12 protein-coding genes and 1 tRNA gene are annotated in these 18,083 nt (G+C 30.9%); 4 read left to right on the top strand and 9 right to left on the bottom strand.

Annotated features, from left to right (window positions below; genetic code table 11):
* Positions 1 to 34 precede the first annotated feature (34 nt).
* Genes EV144_RS01220 through hsdR form a run of 4 tightly spaced genes read right to left on the bottom strand, consistent with a single transcriptional unit; the run spans position 35 to position 7,634 of the window.
* Positions 35 to 1,963, bottom strand: coding sequence for a restriction endonuclease subunit S (locus EV144_RS01220; protein ID WP_134145385.1), 1,929 nt, complete (start codon positions 1,961 to 1,963; stop codon positions 35 to 37).
* Positions 1,963 to 3,399 (bottom strand): N-6 DNA methylase, encoded by a 1,437-nt coding sequence (locus EV144_RS01215; RefSeq protein ID WP_134145383.1) that lies wholly within the window; start codon positions 3,397 to 3,399, stop codon positions 1,963 to 1,965. The genes EV144_RS01220 and EV144_RS01215 overlap by 1 nt, the downstream gene beginning before the upstream one ends.
* 3 nt (positions 3,400 to 3,402) lie before the next feature.
* Positions 3,403 to 5,184, bottom strand: a complete 1,782-nt coding sequence (locus EV144_RS01210; RefSeq protein WP_134145381.1) for a DUF262 domain-containing protein — start codon at positions 5,182 to 5,184, stop codon at positions 3,403 to 3,405.
* 2 nt (positions 5,185 to 5,186) lie between these two features.
* Entirely contained in the window at positions 5,187 to 7,634 is a 2,448-nt protein-coding gene (gene hsdR / locus EV144_RS01205; RefSeq protein ID WP_134145379.1) for an EcoAI/FtnUII family type I restriction enzme subunit R, read from the bottom strand.
* Positions 7,635 to 7,797: 163 nt separating this feature from the next.
* Between hsdR and EV144_RS01200 the strand changes: the two genes are divergently transcribed.
* Together EV144_RS01200 and EV144_RS01195 are read left to right on the top strand one after the other, a co-directional pair.
* Entirely contained in the window at positions 7,798 to 8,898 is a 1,101-nt protein-coding gene (locus EV144_RS01200; protein WP_134145377.1) for an IS3 family transposase, read from the top strand.
* Between the two features lie 16 nt (positions 8,899 to 8,914).
* Positions 8,915 to 10,072, top strand: a complete 1,158-nt coding sequence (locus EV144_RS01195) for an IS3 family transposase (RefSeq protein WP_134145375.1) — start codon at positions 8,915 to 8,917, stop codon at positions 10,070 to 10,072.
* Between the two features lie 401 nt (positions 10,073 to 10,473).
* Here the strand turns inward: EV144_RS01195 and EV144_RS01190 are convergent, their stop codons facing one another.
* Complete coding sequence (locus EV144_RS01190) at positions 10,474 to 11,418, bottom strand: hypothetical protein (protein ID WP_134145373.1); 945 nt, start codon at positions 11,416 to 11,418, stop codon at positions 10,474 to 10,476.
* A gap of 266 nt (positions 11,419 to 11,684) precedes the next feature.
* Positions 11,685 to 11,758: transfer RNA gene (locus tag EV144_RS01185), tRNA-Arg, on the bottom strand.
* Between the two features lie 115 nt (positions 11,759 to 11,873).
* Between EV144_RS01185 and EV144_RS01180 the strand changes: the two genes are divergently transcribed.
* A complete protein-coding gene (locus tag EV144_RS01180) occupies positions 11,874 to 12,386 on the top strand; it encodes an adenine phosphoribosyltransferase (RefSeq protein ID WP_134145370.1) in 513 nt (170 codons plus the stop codon).
* A gap of 10 nt (positions 12,387 to 12,396) precedes the next feature.
* Positions 12,397 to 13,161, top strand: a complete 765-nt coding sequence (locus tag EV144_RS01175) for a hypothetical protein (RefSeq protein WP_134145368.1) — start codon at positions 12,397 to 12,399, stop codon at positions 13,159 to 13,161.
* Positions 13,162 to 13,232: 71 nt separating this feature from the next.
* On the opposite strand, the gene pheT is transcribed toward EV144_RS01175, so the two are convergent.
* From pheT to EV144_RS01160, 3 genes are all read right to left on the bottom strand, one after another.
* On the bottom strand, positions 13,233 to 15,653 hold the full coding sequence (pheT, locus tag EV144_RS01170; RefSeq protein ID WP_134145366.1) for a phenylalanine--tRNA ligase subunit beta: 2,421 nt from the start codon (positions 15,651 to 15,653) through the stop codon (positions 13,233 to 13,235).
* 191 nt (positions 15,654 to 15,844) lie between these two features.
* On the bottom strand, positions 15,845 to 16,708 hold the full coding sequence (locus EV144_RS01165; protein WP_134145364.1) for a bestrophin family protein: 864 nt from the start codon (positions 16,706 to 16,708) through the stop codon (positions 15,845 to 15,847).
* A 29-nt stretch (positions 16,709 to 16,737) separates the two neighbouring features.
* Positions 16,738 to 18,048: a TolC family protein gene (locus tag EV144_RS01160; RefSeq protein ID WP_134145362.1), complete on the bottom strand. Its 1,311-nt coding sequence runs from the start codon at positions 18,046 to 18,048 to the stop codon at positions 16,738 to 16,740.
* Positions 18,049 to 18,083 lie beyond the last annotated feature (35 nt).

Here is an 18,083-nt window from a genome sequence, read left to right as displayed (position 1 = left end):
TAAATATCTATAAAAAAAATGTTGGTTATTTGTGTTACTGTGGTTTATCAATATATTTCCCCCAACCATCAGGAATTATTCGTTCCTCTTTCATCCAAAATAGCCATTTATGAAATACACTATGATATTTACTTTTCTGTTTATCCCAAGCCATAAAATCACTATAAAGTAATTCATCAGTAATTTGTTCATTTTTTATAATACGATTGTTCCAAACAGCATAAAGTGTTGCAATAAGTTCACATTCTCCCCAGCTTAATGGTCTGAATTTTAAAAGAGTATTATTTATTTTTAATGATTCATCAGCAAAGTTTTCCAGAAATAAACTTTCCAATTCGTTTGCCCCTGCAAGCGCAGTATAACGTACTCTTTTGTTATCTGTTTTGTCTTGAACAACATTAAAAAAGCGCATACGATTAAAATCAGCTTCAATACTTTTGATCAAAAAATCATCATATGGCCCGGCAACTTTTTTAATATAATTTGAATCAAAATCGATTTTGCATATGTATTCAGTTAAGAATAGTAATTTTTGAAACTTAACTCTACCAAAATCAGTGGTGTTGTTTAAGTTAATAATATGTCCAGCGAGAATTGTTTTTAATGGACTTTCTATTTTTTTGCTTTCAATGGAAATATCATTTATTTTCTGATTGGGTTGCAAAGCTTCTCTCAAAACCTGTTGCAATAACATTTCATTATAGCCTTGACTTTCTTTGATGCTTTGTTCCAAACCATCGCAAAATGCCATTAATTCTCCTAATTTAGCTACAATTTGTTCCTGCTCGTGAATTGGCGGGAATGGAATTTTTAAATCATTTAGTATTCCTAAATTAATGTTTTTTTGTGCCGTAGCTGGTGCATATCTCTCTAGTTCATCTTTCGCTGTAACTAAATAATAATAAATATACTTTTCTATTATTTTATCAATGGATAAGAAGCATACAATGCTGTCAGGAAGACAAGCATCAAAATCCAAGAATCCACATTCAGCAATATTTGCAGCAATGGTTATACATAATGTTCCCTTTTTTTGTAGTTCGCTTTGTTTTAGTCCAAAATCATTATAATATCCATTTACAGTAGTAATTAGATTGTTATTGTTTTTGGCTTTTGAAACATCACCAGTTTGGATGAAGGGAATATTACCTCCCACAAACAATTCTTGATCATTTCGTGGACGATGTTTTGATTTACCTCTTTTTAGATTACCAGTATCTCCCAATCTACACCAAGCCCAATGTTTAGGTATTTCAAAAGGAATATCCTCTTCCTTTATCAATGATAACTCTTTTTCTTTTTTGAGTTTTTTCTCTGCAATTATCTTTGCTTTTTTAGCTTTTATTTTTGCTAAAAGTTGTTGACCAGTCTCCGAAGTATTAATGCTTTTTATTAATTTTCCTTGCATTGCTTCACGTAAAAAGGCTTTACGTAATTGTTTTATTAAGTGAAGTTGGTGATTGAGTTCAGAATTAATATTTTGAACATTAGAATTGTTTGAAATCAACTTAGTTACTATCTTCTTTTGTTCCTTAACATCAGTTGGAATTTCAACTAATAAAGGTAAAATATGTTTGGGCTTGATTTCTGTCTTTATTCCTCCAGGCACTTGATCTTTAAGCGCTTTTTTAAACTCTAAACTTTTTAAAAAATTAGTTAAAAAATTGATGTCAATTTGCTTTTCATCAAAATGATAAGATGAATAATGAATTGTTGCAACAACATCTTCATCTCCTTGATAAATATTCATTGCGCCTTTTTCAACATTTATTCCAGAGATAACTAGATCACCTTTCTTTACTAATATCATATCGGTATTAGATGGCTTATCAGATAAAAAAATAGTTCCTGAAAAATTGATTTTATCGATACGTTTGAGACCTTGAATGGCAATATCATTTGGTTTGTACCTTCCTTCACGATTCTTTAAAAAGTGTCCTAATTTTACTTTTTTCCAGCTCATTACTTTACTCTGTTTTTTAAATCAGTTAATAATGAATTGCTTTTTCCAAAAGATTTATGCAACATTTCTATCAATTCATCACTATTGTATTCATGAGTTTCCTTTGGCTGTGTTGGATTTTTTATATCTAAGTCGTACTTACGGTCAATAATAGTTTTTATATTTACCTTCCAAGAGATATTACTTTCTTTTCGATTATTCCACCATAATTTAATTGGATCAAACTCTTTGACTTGTATAGGTTTGGTTTTATTATACGCTTTTTGTCCTTCAGGCAAATGGTGCTCGTAATACCACACCTCCTTAGTAGGTTTTCCTTTTATAAAAAATAATAAATTGGTTGATACCGAAGCATAAGGTTGAAAAACGGAATTAGGTAATCTTATTATAGTATGCAAATTGCAATCTTCTAAAAGTTTTTGTCTAATTCGTTGCTTTACACCATCACCAGTTAATGAACCGTCAGGTAAAACAATACCAGCACGACCGTCTTTTTTTAATAAATGAATCATTAAAATTAAAAACAAATCAGCACTTTCTTTTGTTCTAAAGTTTTGAGGAAAGTTTGTTTCGTTATTATTAGCAACAATACCTCCAAAAGGAGGATTTGCTAAAATGGCATTTACTCTATGTTTTTCTGTAAAATTGCTTAGAGGCTGATCTAATGCATCGCCAAAACGAATGTTTGGAACTTCTATGTCATGTAGAATTAAATTGGTTGTAGCTAATAAATAGGGTAGTGGTTTATATTCCCAACCAATTACATTTTCGCCAATGCTTTGACTCTCTTCAATACTATTAGCTTGTTTTTTTAAATGTTCAATTGCGCAAGTTAAATACCCCGCCGTACCACATGCAGGATCTAATATTTTTTCTCCCAATTGTGGGTTAATCATTTCAGTAATAAATGTTGTAATGGCGCGAGGTGTATAGAATTCTCCACTATTTCCTGCACTTTGTAGTCCTTTTAAAATTGTTTCATATAATTCCCCAAATGCATGGCGATCTTTGGCTATGTTGAAGTCCATTTCGTTCAGTTTATTCAAAACTTTACGAATGTTTGTACCACTTTTCATATAGTTATTATTACCGTCGAATACTTCACGAACTATCAAGGCACGACGATTTCCTGTGCTAACATCAATATTGCGAAGTGCAGTAAATAATTGTCTGTCAATAAATTCCAATAATTCTTCACCAGTTATTCCTTCTGGATCTCCAGCCCAATTTCCTTTTTCGTTTACCCAATGAAATAAGTCAGGAATTGGTGAGGTGTAATTGTCGTCTAGAAGTTCTAATTCTTTGTCTTTATCTGAAAATATTTTAAGAAAAAGCATCCAACCCAATTGTTCGATTCTTTGTGCATCACCGTTTAGACCGGTGTCTTGCCTCATTATGTTTTGTATGCTTTTTAGTATGCTTGAAATGTTGGACATGTGTTATATTTGGTAATGATCTTTTAGTAATTGTACAACTCTTTCATGATTTGTATCTAGTGTTGTTAAATCCCAATGAGTATTCTGAATCATTTTTAATGAATTAGGAAAAACATCCATTGTTGTGTTGAAATATTTTTTCTTTTTGTCTATATAATCTAAGTTACTTAGAGAAGAATTTTTGGCTCGACTAATAAGAACTAAATTTCCTAGTTTGTTGATCCATTCAGCATGTTTTTCGCTAGTAAAATCTTTGTTCCATTGACTATTTGGAGCGGGTCTTTGCGGTAAAACATGTTCAATACTAATTTTGGATGGAGTATTCCATTTTTGAGTATTTCCACTATTTAAATAATCCAGTTTCAATAAGATATAGCGCGCAAATTTTCTTTTATAAATTTGTCCCGATTGAATTTCATTTAGAAACGATGAAGAATTAAAATTAAAAACTTTAGAGTTTAACAATAAAATTATTTTTTCATCATCATTGAGGTTTTCTTTATTTTTTAAAATTTCAATTTCTTTAATAATACTATTCATTGATTCAATTCGGGCTGTAGGCGATTCTCCTGAAATTAAATCAGCAGAAAACTTATTGTCGAGTTTTTTTAGAAAATTAAAAATTTGAATATCCCCGAAACTTTCTCTAAAACTTAATAATGGTGGAATCCATATATCTGCAATGCTATTGTCTTGTAATAATGCTATCAAATTCTCAAATTCGAAAGTGCTTCCAAGAGATGAATTGGTATTATTAAAAATAAAATCGTAATGCTTTTTGTACCTTTTTATGTATTCGAAAGTGTCTATACCTTTTTTTAATAAAGGAGTTTTTGGAATCGATTGTTTTGTTTCTCTATTATATTCTTTTGGATTATATATATTTTGCTCAAATTCTTTCAGTAAACTTAATCTAGCTTTATCCTTAACTAAAATTGTTCTGATATAAGATAAGAACTGATCAAAATCTTCTTGTAGTTCGCCTTCAAGCTCTTCCCAAAATATGGCATAATTTTTCCTCTTATTATCATCTGTTACAAATTTAAGGTTCTCTGCTTTTAAAATGTCGCTATTTCTTAATTTTACACCTCTATCGTTAAGTACGGTAAATAATCGGAAAGCATCATCTAGTTCTTGACTAGAAACAAAAATCAATAAAACATTATTCATTAAATGAATGAAAAAATCTTCAACATCAATGGAATCATTCTTTAAGAACCATTCTCTCATTGTTATAATGGCTCTTGCCATATTTTTTATGTTGATATCTTGACTGGTAGAAATAATATTTGCTAAATGGTCTTTTCTTGTAGTGCTTTCATCAATTTTGATAAATTCTTCTGCAAAATCCTGAACTTCTTCACGTATATCAAAAGTTAAACGCATCCTTTCAGGAATTCCTTTAAATTTATTTTCTTTTTGAAATATAGCATCTCTGCAAGTTTTCTTTAAATCCTCATTGCCAGACAAATCTCTTATAACAGCCATTAACATATAAAGAGTTGTTAGTCTTTGTTGACCATCTAATAATTCATTATCTCTATATTGTTCATTTTTTGATAATTTACTATGAAATACAATAGAACCTAAAAAATATTCAGAATCTTGTGTAAATTGCTGAGCACTTGAAATATCTTCTAGTAGGGCAATAATTTGATCATCTTCCCAAACATATGGTCTTTGATATTCGGGAATTTTGTACCACATTTCGTGGTTGTTGTAATTTCCAAAAACGTTTTGGATAAACATTTTGCCACTTTCAATTTGTTTTAAAGGTGATATCATTTTTAAACTTTTCTATATAATTCTGTTTCTAAATCTTTTACTGCTTCCATATAACTGCTTTTACCACCAAAAATTCCGTTTACAATTTCTAATGTTGAACCAAAATCATCAAAAGGTTTTACACGAAGAACTTCAATGCTCTCAATGTTTTCTACACCTTCGTCAGCATATTTGTCTAATAATGTTTCTAAAACTTTACGTGTATTAGCTTCATATTTAGTGAAGTAATTTCGCTTCTTTACATTATTTGCTCGCTCTTGTCTTGTCAAAGGTTTTTGGTCGTATGCGACGTGACAAATTAAATCAAATAAATCAACATCTTTGTCAACGGCTTCATATAAAGCTTCAACTAAAATACCTTGTTCTTGTAATTCTTTTATGATGGCTTCCTTTCGATCAGCTTGATTCCAGATCAGTAAAAAATCATTTAAAGAAGCATATTTTCCTTTAATAATTTCTTTTGTGTGATCTTGTAAACTAACAGTAATAGGTTTGCCATTAGAATCAAAATACAATTCACGACTTATTAAAACAGATACGTCAATACCATTTATGTATTGCTTTTCTCTTTTTTTGTATTCTGTTTCCGGTTCATTTAATGGGTTTCTAATTTTCGGTTCCAACACGATTTCTTCACCACTTATATCATCAATTATTGGAGAGTAATCATTTTCTTCTTCATCAATAATATGAGTTAAATCAGCTTCTTCAGTAATTGGCTTAACTCTCAATGGATCACCATCAAAAGTTGGATCAGCAAAGTTATCGGTTGCATTCCTGAAATCTAAAATGGTAAAATAAAGTTTATCAAACTCTTCATTAATTCTTGTGCCACGACCAACAATTTGCTTGAACTTGGTCATCGAATTAATATTAGTATCTAAAACAATTACTTTGCAGGTTTGTGCATCCACACCAGTTGTCATCAATTCAGAAGTGGTAGCTACAACAGGATAAACTTCTTCAGGGTTTATGAAATTATCTAGTTCACGCTTTCCTTCGTCATTATCTCCTGTGATTTGCATTACATATTTATAATTTTCAGAAACTAAATCAGCATTGTGTTTAGCAATTGCATTACGCATTCGTTCAGCATGGTCAATATCTACACAAAAAATAATAGTTTTAGCAAAACGATCTAGACCTTTTAGATATTCAGTTACTTTTTGCGCAACGATATCGGTACGTTCATCTATGACAAGTTTTTTATCAAAATCTCTTCGATTGTAAATTCTGTCTTCAATAAGATTTCCTTCTTTATCCGTTTTTCCTCGTTGCGGTCGATAACCTTCGGTATCAACATTTAGTGCAACACGAATTACTTTGTATGGAGCTAAAAAGCCATCATCAATCCCTTGTTTTAAAGAATAAGTATAAACTGGATCACCAAAATATTCGGTATTGCTGGTTTCTTTAGTTTCTCTGGGTGTAGCTGTTAGACCAACATGAGTAGCTGTTTTAAAATAACGTAAAATTTCACGCCAAGAACTATCTTCATTTGCGCTTCCACGATGACACTCATCAATTATTATTAAGTCAAAAAAATCTGGAGAAAAATCTTTGTACGCATCTTCAATTCCTGGTTCATTGTTGGTTAAACCTTGGTAAAGTCCCAAAAATATTTCATAGGCTTTATCCGAAGTATCAATGCCTCTTTTTTTATTACTAATTAATTCTTCTTTTCCATTATTAAATTCTAAAACTTTCTTTTTAATAATGGTCATTTTATCTTTAAAATGCTTAAAATCACCTTTTCTTGTTTGATCTATTAATGCAGTTCGGTCGGCTAAAAATAAAATTCTCTTTTTACTTCTTGATTTCCATAAACGATAAATGATTTGAAAAGCAGTATATGTTTTTCCTGTACCAGTTGCCATAACCAGTAAAATTCTATTTTGACCATTCGCAATTGCTTCAACAGTTCTATTAATAGCATTTTGTTGATAATAGCGAGGTTTTCTACCGGAACCATCAGAAAAATATTTTTGTAAAGCTATTTTTTCACCTTCAACATTTACAATTCCTTTATACTTTTTATATTTATTCCATAACACTTCAGGTGATGGAAACTCGTCAAGAGATAATTCAGATTCGATTTTGAAGTCATTTGCAGTTTTATCGTGAAATAAAAAACCATCACCATTACTGCTAAAGACACAAGGAATATCTAAAATAATTGCATAACCTAGAGCTTGCTGAATTCCCGAACCAATAGAATGTTTGTTGTCTTTTGCTTCAATTATTGCAATTGGATTATCTTGATAATAAAGAATATAGTCAGCTCTTTTCCGTTCACCTCTTGCAGTAAGTTTTCCTCTTACGTATATTTTACCATCTGTAAAAAAGACTTCTTCCAAAATTTGTTTTTGCAAATCCCAACCCGCTTTTACTAAAGCAGGTGTTATAAATTTTGTACAAATATCCCTTTCTGAAAGATCTTTTTTGCCCATAAGATTTATATTACGTAAATAGAATTTTTGCTAAGATATTGAAAAAAATATTTTTTTGATTAACTAATATGGAAATAAGAACATATCCTTTATTCCAGTGCATTTTTTATTTAAGTAATTAATATTTTTTAAATTCACTAAAAGAAAATCTGAACTGTAAGAAATGAAAAGAGACAGAAGAATTTACGACCGTAATTTTAAAGAAAAAGCAGTCCAGTTGGGATACGAAATAGGTCTTACAAAAGGTGCAATAAAGCTTGGTATTAATCCTTCCTTTATGACTCGGTGGAGACAAGAGTTTCTTGAATTTGGAAAAACAAGTTTCTGTGGACGTGGCAATTGGAGATTAAATCAAGTACAAACAGAATTTTCCAAACTAAAAAGGAAGCTTAAAAATGAGCTTAAAGAATCAGAACTTAAGCTTGAAATATTTAAAAATGCAAGTAAATACACTTCTGAAGCAAACCTTACCATCTATGACTTTATAAAAAACCATTCCGACAAATACACAATTACAAAAATGTGTAAAGTTTTGGGTACAGATAAAACTACATTTGATAAATGGAAAAGTCAGGCAATTTCGCCAAGACAACATAGAGTAAATTTGTTGCAGAAAGAGATAACTTCCATATTTTATGAATATAAAGAGCTATACGGTGGAGCAAAAATTGCCGCAGAATTGCAGAGTAGAGGGTTTAAAATAAAAACAGGTCAAGTATGTATTCATATGAGAAAACTAGGTCTAGTTAGTAAGATTAGAAGAAATTACAGACTTAAAACAAATTCACTTAATAGCCCATATAAGTTTCCAAATATTTTAAATCAGCAATTTACATTCGAAGAACCAAATAAGGCATGGATATGTGACATAGCCCGAATCCAAACAGCCAACGGATTTTTGTTTTTAACAATTATTATGGATTTATATGACAAAAAAGTTATTGGATGGAACCTTAGTAATGGATTAACTATAAATGAAACAACAATGCCAGCATGGGAAATGGCTGTCAAAAATAGAAAACCAGAGAAGGGGTTAATATTTCATTCCGATAGAGGCATTCAATATGCTAACAAAATCTTCAGTCATAAATTAGACTCTTATAAGTTTATTAAAAGAAGTATGAGTCGAACAGGCAATCATTCTGACAATGCTGTATCAGAAAGTTTTTTTAAATCCTTTAAATCTGAACTGGTTAATTTAAATATGCTTCTTACCAGAAAACAAATGCAAGAAAAAGTTTCTGAATATTTTGAAAACCTTTGACCATAAAGTTTAACCTATGAAAACATACGAACGTGCTTTCAAAGTGAATGCAGTTAAATTAAGTTACGAGCGAGGCAAAGGACAACTAGCGTGTCTTGCAAGAGAGTTGGGAATAAGTCCAGATAATTTGTATAAATGGCGAAAAGACTTTGAAAAATTTGGCGCAGGAAGCTTTTCAGGAGCTGGTCATCCAAATTTAACTCCAGAACAAGCCGTCATTAGAGAGCTTGAAAGAAAAATTAAAGATTCTAAAATTTCTCTTCAAATTTTAAAAAGAGGAACTAAATACGTTTCGCAAGGAAAAATACCGTCTAAAAATTTCATTGAAAACAACAAATCTGAATTTACAATTGCTAAAATGTTAACTGTATTAGAAGTGTCAGAAACAACATATTATAGAACAAAAAAACAGGAACTTACAGATACAGAATCTCGAGTAATTTTATTGAAACAAGAAATTACCTCCATATATTATGAATTTAAGAGAAGATATGGATGTTTCAAAATTACGAGAGAGCTTCAAAACAGAGGATTTAAAATAAAAAATTCGTCAGTAAAAAAATACATGAGAATGTTAGGCCTACGTCGAAAAATTAAAAGGAAATTTAAAGTCACTACTGATTCCTTTCATAATCATTATGTAGTTCCAAATCTTTTAAACAGGGAATTTAAAGTTAATGATCCTGCTAAAGTTTGGGCTTCAGATATAACATATATACAAACAGTTAAAGGCTTTTTATATCTTACAATTGTTATGGATTTATTTGATCGGAAAATAGTAGGATGGAATTTAAGTTCCAACATGAGTACTAAAGCAACAACTTTGCCTTCTTGGGAAATGGCAGTTAATAGTAGAAAAATCACTAAAGAGTTAATATTCCATTCCGATAGAGGTGTTCAATACGCGAATAAACTGTTCACTAATTCATTAGACTCCAATGAATTTGTTAAACGAAGTATGAGCCGTAGAGAAAACCACGCTGACAATGCTGTTTGTGAAAGCTTTTTTACGCATTTTAAAGCTGAGTTACTTGTTGGGAATAAACTGTTATCTAGAAAACAGATGAGAATCGAAGTTCACGAATACATTGAAAATTGGTATAATAAAAAGAGAAGACATTCATATCTCGGTTATAAAACAATAGAAGAGTTTGATAAATTTAATTTAATATAAAAAGCTACGTAGATTAATTATAGTTAGATCATTTTTGTTTAAGTAGAATTTATAAATATTAATATAATTAGTATTGATCTTTACTTTTAATAAAATACTAAAGTAAAGATCAATTTGATTCAGCCTTTGTAATCATTATCATTCAAACGAAGTCTAAATACGTTATCAAAATCCTTGATGTACTGTCACAATAATGTTATTGTTGCAATTTCGAAGTGTTAGTGTAACTTTCTTTTTTTATCTGATGTTTGTAATATACTTCAGCAAATTTATAAAGTACATTTCTTATCATGATAATTTCTTCATCAGTATAGATAATTCCATTCTTATTTAAGATTTTCTTGCATTTTGTAAGGGATAACATTTTAGATATATTTATAATTAAGAATTTTTATTTATAATCACTTAGCTGAATTAATTGAATCTAGTAATATTAAATTCTTTTTTGCTCTTAATTCATTTTGTTGTATTCTAAATTTTATACTATCTTGAATTCTTAGTTTCTCTTTCCTTAAAGTTAAGCATGAACTTTCATCAAGAATAGTTTCAAATGAGATTATTTGGTATTTACTAGGGAAAAATAATGTATCAGTCTTGTTTTCTTTGAAGTCATATTGAGTAACATCCAGAAAAATATATTTATCATTGAGATATTTTATTTTAATTTTAACATTCACATTTTTAGAATTTTCTACGTAGCATTTAATGTTTTCCATATTAGTAAGTTCTTTAGGAAAAATATACATATCATGAAAGCCAATTAATAATGAATAACATGTAAATAATAAGGGAATAGTAATAAGTCCCTTTAGTATAGATATATTTTCTTTATATTCACTACGAGCTCTTATCGAGGCAAGTTCTATAATTGAAAATGCAATTGTAGAAACCATAATGGTAAACAAAATAGTCATTATAAGATCAAATATACTATTGATTTTAAATTTATAAATTGCAATTAAGTTGAAAATTATTATAGTGCAGTAGATCAAAATGAGAAACACTATAATGTAAATTGAAAAAGGACGTTTTCTTTCAAAATGTTCTTTTAAGAATTTATCATTCTCATTAATTTTTTCAGCGTCCTCAACTTTTAAAATTTTTATGTAAAAGAGGAAAACTAACAATATGATTATTGTTACAATAATAATTAAAAGTCCATCTGGTACAATTTGTGAAATCGAAAAAAAGCGTAAGAACGAAAATGATAATCTAGATAATTCTACGACTTGCCACAAACCTCCCAATAATGTAGGTACTATAATGATCAGACTTAGGTTTTCTCTAATAAATAATACAGGGTTACTTTTAAATTCTTTCTGTATTTCCGATAATTTCGATTTCATAATTGCTAATCTACAAAAATAATCGTCTATTTTACCTGAAAATAAAAAGTATAAAGATGTAGTTGCTATTTTAAAATTATGAAGGGTGAAATGATATTTGATTAAAAAGATTTAAAATTAATGGAGAAATGAACTTTATTTAATTTTTAATGCTCCATACAACTCTTTGCATTGATCCAATTTTGAATAGTGGACTAAATATGGACTAGATAGAAAAATAAAAAATCCCTAAACCTTGATTGTCAAGTGTTTAGGGATTTGTTCTGTGACCTCGACTGGATTCAAACCAGTAACCTTCTGAGCCGTAATCAGATGCGCTATTCAGTTGCGCCACGAGGCCTTATTTTTTTCAACTTCACTAATTTTTCGTAGCTTTGTTGGTTGCTGTTAGCGGGTGCAAATATAGGCATAAATGTTAGATACGCAAACAAAAAATAACATAAAAATAAAAAAAAATGAAGATTGAAAATTATGTGCGTGATATTCAGGGTTTTCCTAAAGAAGGAATTTTGTTTAAAGATATCACTCCGTTGTTAAATGATCCAATTGCAAGAAAAGAATGCCTGAAAATTTTAGTTGATTCTTTAAAAGGAAAGCAAATTGATAAAGTGGTAGGAGCGGAGAGTCGTGGTTTTTTCTTCGGAATTTTACTTGCACAGGAACTAAATGCTGGTTTTGTTCCTGTGCGTAAGCCAAAAAAGCTTCCGTACGAGACTATTTCGGCTTCGTATGAACTCGAATATGGTTCAGACAGTTTAGAGATGCATACTGATGCGATTAAGCCGGGAGATCGTGTTTTAGTTCACGATGATGTTTTGGCTACAGGCGGAACTGCAAAAGCCGTTTGTGAGTTGGTAGAAAAACTTGGCGGCGAAATTGTACAGTGCAATTTTTTAATGGAACTAACTTTCTTAAACGGTAGAGAAAAAATAAAGGATAATCCTATATTTGCTGTTCTAACCTATTAAGTTGAAATAAATGAAAGTACTCTATTCTCTAGCTTTTCTAGTATTATTATCTTCTTGTAATGAAAAAAGTAAAGACGAAAACACAAATGCAGATACTGTTTCTCAAAAAAAAGCAACCAATCAAGTTGTAGAATCAGCAAAGGATTATAAAAGTGACATCAGACCGAATGAAAAGTTGAAACTAGAACAAGTCTATACTGATACTGCAGAATTTGTTGAATTTAATAATGAAGGCGATTATGCGTATGTTGCAATCAAAAAAGACAATAAAACAATTGCTTTAACAACCAATGAGACAATCGATTCTTTGTATAAAAGAGGTGATATAATTGATGTAAAATGGAAAATTGACAGTGTTTTTATTGCTGGAGAGGGAGAAAAACTTGATTTTACAGAATGGCTTGTTAGTGCTAAAAAAGTAAAAGACGGACCGGTTAGTTTATTTAGAAAAAAATATAAAAAACCGATCAAATTTTATTGGGGAGAAGAAGATCATTATTCTACAGATTATAAAGATTATCTTTATACGCAGGTTGAATATTATTTGGCAAATTCTAAAAAAGACCTTGTAAAATCTACTATCCAAGATCCAAATGCTTCACTTATTTATTCCATAGAAGATAGAAATTTAGGCGGACATTCTTATACGGTTTTGGGAATTTCAAATGAGTTTGAAAACCGTACCAGCATAATTCAATGGTTGTATTTGGATAGTGAAAATAGAAATTTATACGAATATGATCTTGCAAATGAAAAACTTATAGAATTTAAATAACGAAGAGTTCAAAATAAAAAATCCCGATTCAATTAAGAATCGGGATTTTTTTATTGGTAATTTAAAACAGATTATCTTAAAGTTGCTCCAAGCTCTGTTTCAAAAGTTTGCTGCAGTTTAGACATGATTTTGTCAATCTGATTATCTGTAAGCGTTTTTGTGTTATCCTGAATCGTAAAACTCAACGCGTATGATTTCTTGCCTTCCGGAAGATTTTTTCCTTCATAAACATCAAATAGATTGATGTCTTTAAGGAGTGCTTTCTCCGTTTGTTTTGCTAAGTTGTAAATACTCTCGTAAGTTGTTTTTTGATCAATCAGCAACGCTAAATCTCTACGAACTTCCGGGTATTTCGGAATTTCAGAATATTTAATTTTTCCGGTAATGATTTTTAAAATCAAATCCCAGTTAAAATCAGCATAATAAACATCTTGTTTGATTCCGAAATGTTTTAAAATCGGTTTTTTAATAACACCCATTTCAACCAAAGTATCATTGTTGTAGCAAATTGAGGTTCCTTCAGAAAAAACATCAGATTGTACAGGGGCATTGGATACTTTATCAATTCCTAAACGAGACAAAATTGATTTTACATATCCTTTCAATAAGAAGAAATCAGTAGTTTTTTGCGGGTTTGTCCAGCTTTCTTTATTTCTATCTCCAGAAATTGATAAGGTTAAATGTTTATGCTCTTCGTAGCCGTTTAGATATTTGTGGTATGTTTTTCCGAATTCAAATAATTTTAAATCAGAATTTCTTCTGTTGATATTATAAGAAACAGCCTCCAAAGCGGAAAATAATAATGACTGGCGCATTGTTGCTAAATCACTGCTCAAAGGATTAAGCATCGTTACATTATGCTCTTCTTTAAGTACAGTAGATAACTTCGCGTAAGCAGCAGTTGTCAAAGAATTGGCCATCATTTCGTGAAAACCTTGTGAGTTTAACTGCGAAGCGATGATATTCTGTACTTTGTAATCTTCTGTTCTTGGTGAGTTTGCAACTGTAGCATTAAATTTCTTAGAGAATTCGATATTATTATAACCGTAAACTCTTAAGATTTCTTCAATAACATCAATTTCGCGTTGTACATCAACACGATAAGCTGGAATTGTTAGTCCTAAACCAGAATCAGAAACGCTGTTTACTTTGATATCCAGAGAAACTAATATTTTTTTGATGGTATCTTTTGGAATTTCCTGTCCGATAATTTTAGAAACGTGGCTGAAATTCAATAAAACAGAGAAATCTTCCACTTTTTTAGGATAAACTTCCACAACATCAGACGTGATTTTACCGCCGGCAACTTCCTGAATTAAAAGCGCAGCACGTTTTAAAGCATATTCTGTAATGGTTGGGTCAATTCCTCTTTCAAATCTAAAAGAAGCATCTGTATTTAAATTATGTCTTTTTGCTGTTTTACGTACGCTGACAGCATCAAAATAAGCACTTTCTAAGAAAATAGAAGTAGTTCCGTCTGTAACACCAGATTTTTTTCCACCAAAAACACCTGCAATACAAAGCGGTCCTTTTTCGTCGCAAATCATCAAATCTTCAGCGTGTAATGTTCTTTCAACATCATCTAAAGTGGTGAATTTTGTTCCTTCCGGAAGTGTTTTTACAATGATTTTACCGTTGATTTTTGTCGAATCAAAAGCGTGTAAAGGTTGTCCTAATTCATGCAAAACATAATTAGTAACATCAACAATATTGTTTTTTGGAGTTAATCCAATAGCTTTTAAACGATCTTGTAACCAGCTTGGAGATTCTTGTACAGAAATTCCAGAAATGGTAACACCACAGTATCTTGGCGCTAAATGTGGTTCTTCAACATTTACGTCAATTTTAAGCGTACGCATATCCACTCTAAAATTGCTTACAGATGGCGTAATCAATTCTACGTTTACACCGCGTTGCAGCATTCCGGCTCTTAAATCACGAGCAGTTCCAAAATGACTCATGGCATCGGCACGGTTTGGAGTCAGTCCAATTTCAAAAACCTCGTCATTTGCAATTTGAAATACTTCTGAAGCAGCAGTTCCAGGAACTAAATCGTCTGCCAAAACCATAATTCCGTCATGACCTGTTCCTAAGCCTAATTCATCTTCAGCACATATCATTCCGTGGCTTTCCTGTCCGCGGATTTTTCCTTTTTTAATAGTAAATTCAACACCCTCTTTGTCATATAAAACAGTTCCGATAGTCGCAACAGGTACTTTTTGTCCGGCAGCAACATTAGATGCACCGCAAACAATCTGTACAGGAGCTTCCAAACCTATATTTACAGTTGTAATATTTAATCGGTCTGCATCTGGATGTTTTTCGCAAGTTAGTACGTGTCCTACAACTACACCTTCTAAACCGCCTTTAATAGATTGGTATTTTTCGACAACCTCTACCTCAAGACCTAAATCTGTTAGTAATTCAGAAGTCTGCTCAGATGTCCAATCTGTTTTAATAAATTGTTTTAACCAGTTGTAAGATATTTTCATGTTAACTTTTAATTCTTGAATAAGGATACAAATATAAGGATTGCGCGTTGGAGTAAGAAAGAATTATTTGGTTTTTTATAACTGTTTTACTTCCTTGGTAATTGAATATTCTTTAAAGGATATTTATTACTGTTTTAGGATTAATTCTAAAGCAGAATTTATAAAAAACAGCGACAAAAAAGGTTTAGAGATTAAATAAGTTCTTCAACGTGCTTTTTAATGTTTTCTGAGATTTTTTTGATTGGCAGATCATTTTCATCATCACCAAAAGGATCTTCAATTTCTTCGGCAATTAACTCTAAACTTGCCAAAACATAAAAGATAAAAACTACGACCGGAGCTGCATAATAACCCAGACTTACGGCATAACCAAAAGGGAGTGTCATCGTGTAAAAAAATATGAATTTTTTGATAAAAGCGCTGTAGGAGTAGGGAATAGGTGTGTTTTTAATTCTTTCGCAGGCACCGCAAATATCAGTAAAAGCAACCAGTTCATTATTTAAAATAATAAGCTGATCGCCAGTTATTTTTTTGGCTTCATACAAATCATTAATTTTATGGTACATCATACGCTTTACCTGATTTGGCTTGTGTTTATGATGATCTAATTCTAAATCTACATCATCAAAAAGTTGTTTTGCAGTTTCAGAATTATTCAAATGTTTGTATAAAATAGAAGCGTAGGCGGGAATAAATTTCCTGAAAAACTTTCGGTCGTTTTCATCTTTTAAGATTGCCGAAAGTTTAATCGAAAAATTACGGCTGTTGTTGACTAAAGCGCCCCATAATTTTCTGGCTTCCCACCAGCGGTCATAAGCAGTATTGGTCCTGAAAACTAATAATAATGAAATCACAAAACCCAATATTCCGTGCATAATCGGAATATTTTTAATGTAATGGTTTTCATCAACTCCTAAATAAATGACTTCAAAATAACCGATTGTTGCGGCGTAAACGCCAATAGCAACCATTATTGGAAATAATTGCCTAATCGTGTCTGATCTATGAAAGCGAAATATAAAAGTGAACCACTCTTTGGTATCGTATGATATCATTTAAATTTGTTTTTTGAAACAAATTTAAATTAAAAATTAATATTTCCTGCTAATTCTTTTAAAGCAATTTCAGATAATTTTGCCTCGTATTGTGCATTGCTGTAACGCACTTTTGCGTTTACATAATTAAGCTGAGCGGTTCTAAAATCGATTGTTGTTATAGTACCGATTCTGAATTTATCTAAAGTGATTTCTAAGTTTTGTTTGGCAATTGCTTCGTTATCTTCTTCTAAATCAATTAATTCTAAATTGGTTAAATACGTCTGAAAAGCGGTGTTCAATTGTGTGTTCAGAATTAGATTTTGCTGGTCAATTGCGATTTGTGTGTTCTCGATTTGAAGTTTTGCAACCTTTTCATTTCTATGTTGATTAAAACCATCAAAAATATTCAAAGTAGCATTGAAACCGTAATTAAAACCTCTTGCAGAAGTGGAGCTTGTAAAACCTAAACTCGATTCGCTTTCGGCAAAATTATATCCGGAAGTTAATCTTAAAGTCGGATAACGATCTGCTTTAACTTGTTTTAGCTGTAATTCGGCGATCCGTTTGTTTATCACTTGCGATTCTAAAACCGGATTTTGTTTTTGGGCCAGAGAAAGTAAATCTGCCAAAACTAATTTATTATCAACAGCTACCAAATCACTTACTTTAAAATTGATTTGTGGATCACGCGCCAAATATTGATTCAATAAAATTTTAGCATTGGCATACGATTCTTTTTGTCTCAATAAAGCTACCTGATCTGAATTTAAATCAACCTGAGCATTTAAAACCTCTAATTTTGAAGCTTTACCAATGCTGAAACGGTTTTTGGCTAATGTTAATCTCTGATTAGAAATTACAATTGTAGTATCTAATGCAGATAATTGCTGTTGTTGCTGCACCAAATCATAATAAGCAGAATTTACCTGCCCGATTTTAGCCAAAATGGTACTTTTAAGCTGCGCGTCGCCTAATTTTTGAAGTTCTTTTAATTGATCTAAACGCGCAAACATTCTCATTCCGTCAAAAACAGTCCAGCCCAAACTTACGCCATAATTTAAATTGTTGTTTTTGGCATTGTTTAATGTAGTAGAAGTTCCGTCCTGACGTGTCTGCGATGAGTTTTGAATGCTGTTGTTATCTGTAACCGATGCTGTTGCAGTTGGTAGCATACCAGCGTTTCCGATAGTTACGTTGGTTTCGCTTATTGTAGAATTGTTTTTGGCAATCTTAATGTCAAAGTTATTTTCCAAGGCTATTTTCATAGCATCTTCAATAGTTAAAACTTCCTGTGCTTGTACACTTACAAGGCAAAGGAAGAATAATATTAAACTTTGGAATAAAATTTTAGTATTCATATTTGTTTTCTTTTGCCTGAAATTCAATAATTAAT

This window comes from Flavobacterium sp. 270 (assembly GCF_004368785.1).
Lineage (GTDB): Bacteria > Bacteroidota > Bacteroidia > Flavobacteriales > Flavobacteriaceae > Flavobacterium.
This window is presented reverse-complemented; position numbering and strand designations above follow the sequence as displayed.

What these genes read in the sequence shown, in the direction of transcription:
- hsdR (WP_134145379.1), bottom strand. Translation starts at nt 7,634, where the DNA reads ATGGGCAAAAAAGATCTTTCAGAAAGGGATATTTGTACAAAATTTATA.
- EV144_RS01210 (WP_134145381.1), bottom strand. Translation starts at nt 5,184, where the DNA reads ATGATATCACCTTTAAAACAAATTGAAAGTGGCAAAATGTTTATCCAA.
- EV144_RS01220 (WP_134145385.1), bottom strand. Translation starts at nt 1,963, where the DNA reads ATGAGCTGGAAAAAAGTAAAATTAGGACACTTTTTAAAGAATCGTGAA.
- EV144_RS01200 (WP_134145377.1), top strand. Translation starts at nt 7,798, where the DNA reads ATGAAAAGAGACAGAAGAATTTACGACCGTAATTTTAAAGAAAAAGCA.
- EV144_RS01175 (WP_134145368.1), top strand. Translation starts at nt 12,397, where the DNA reads ATGAAAGTACTCTATTCTCTAGCTTTTCTAGTATTATTATCTTCTTGT.
- EV144_RS01180 (WP_134145370.1), top strand. Translation starts at nt 11,874, where the DNA reads ATGAAGATTGAAAATTATGTGCGTGATATTCAGGGTTTTCCTAAAGAA.
- EV144_RS01215 (WP_134145383.1), bottom strand. Translation starts at nt 3,399, where the DNA reads ATGTCCAACATTTCAAGCATACTAAAAAGCATACAAAACATAATGAGG.
- EV144_RS01195 (WP_134145375.1), top strand. Translation starts at nt 8,915, where the DNA reads ATGAAAACATACGAACGTGCTTTCAAAGTGAATGCAGTTAAATTAAGT.
- EV144_RS01190 (WP_134145373.1), bottom strand. Translation starts at nt 11,418, where the DNA reads ATGAAATCGAAATTATCGGAAATACAGAAAGAATTTAAAAGTAACCCT.
- EV144_RS01165 (WP_134145364.1), bottom strand. Translation starts at nt 16,708, where the DNA reads ATGATATCATACGATACCAAAGAGTGGTTCACTTTTATATTTCGCTTT.
- pheT (WP_134145366.1), bottom strand. Translation starts at nt 15,653, where the DNA reads ATGAAAATATCTTACAACTGGTTAAAACAATTTATTAAAACAGATTGG.
- EV144_RS01160 (WP_134145362.1), bottom strand. Translation starts at nt 18,048, where the DNA reads ATGAATACTAAAATTTTATTCCAAAGTTTAATATTATTCTTCCTTTGC.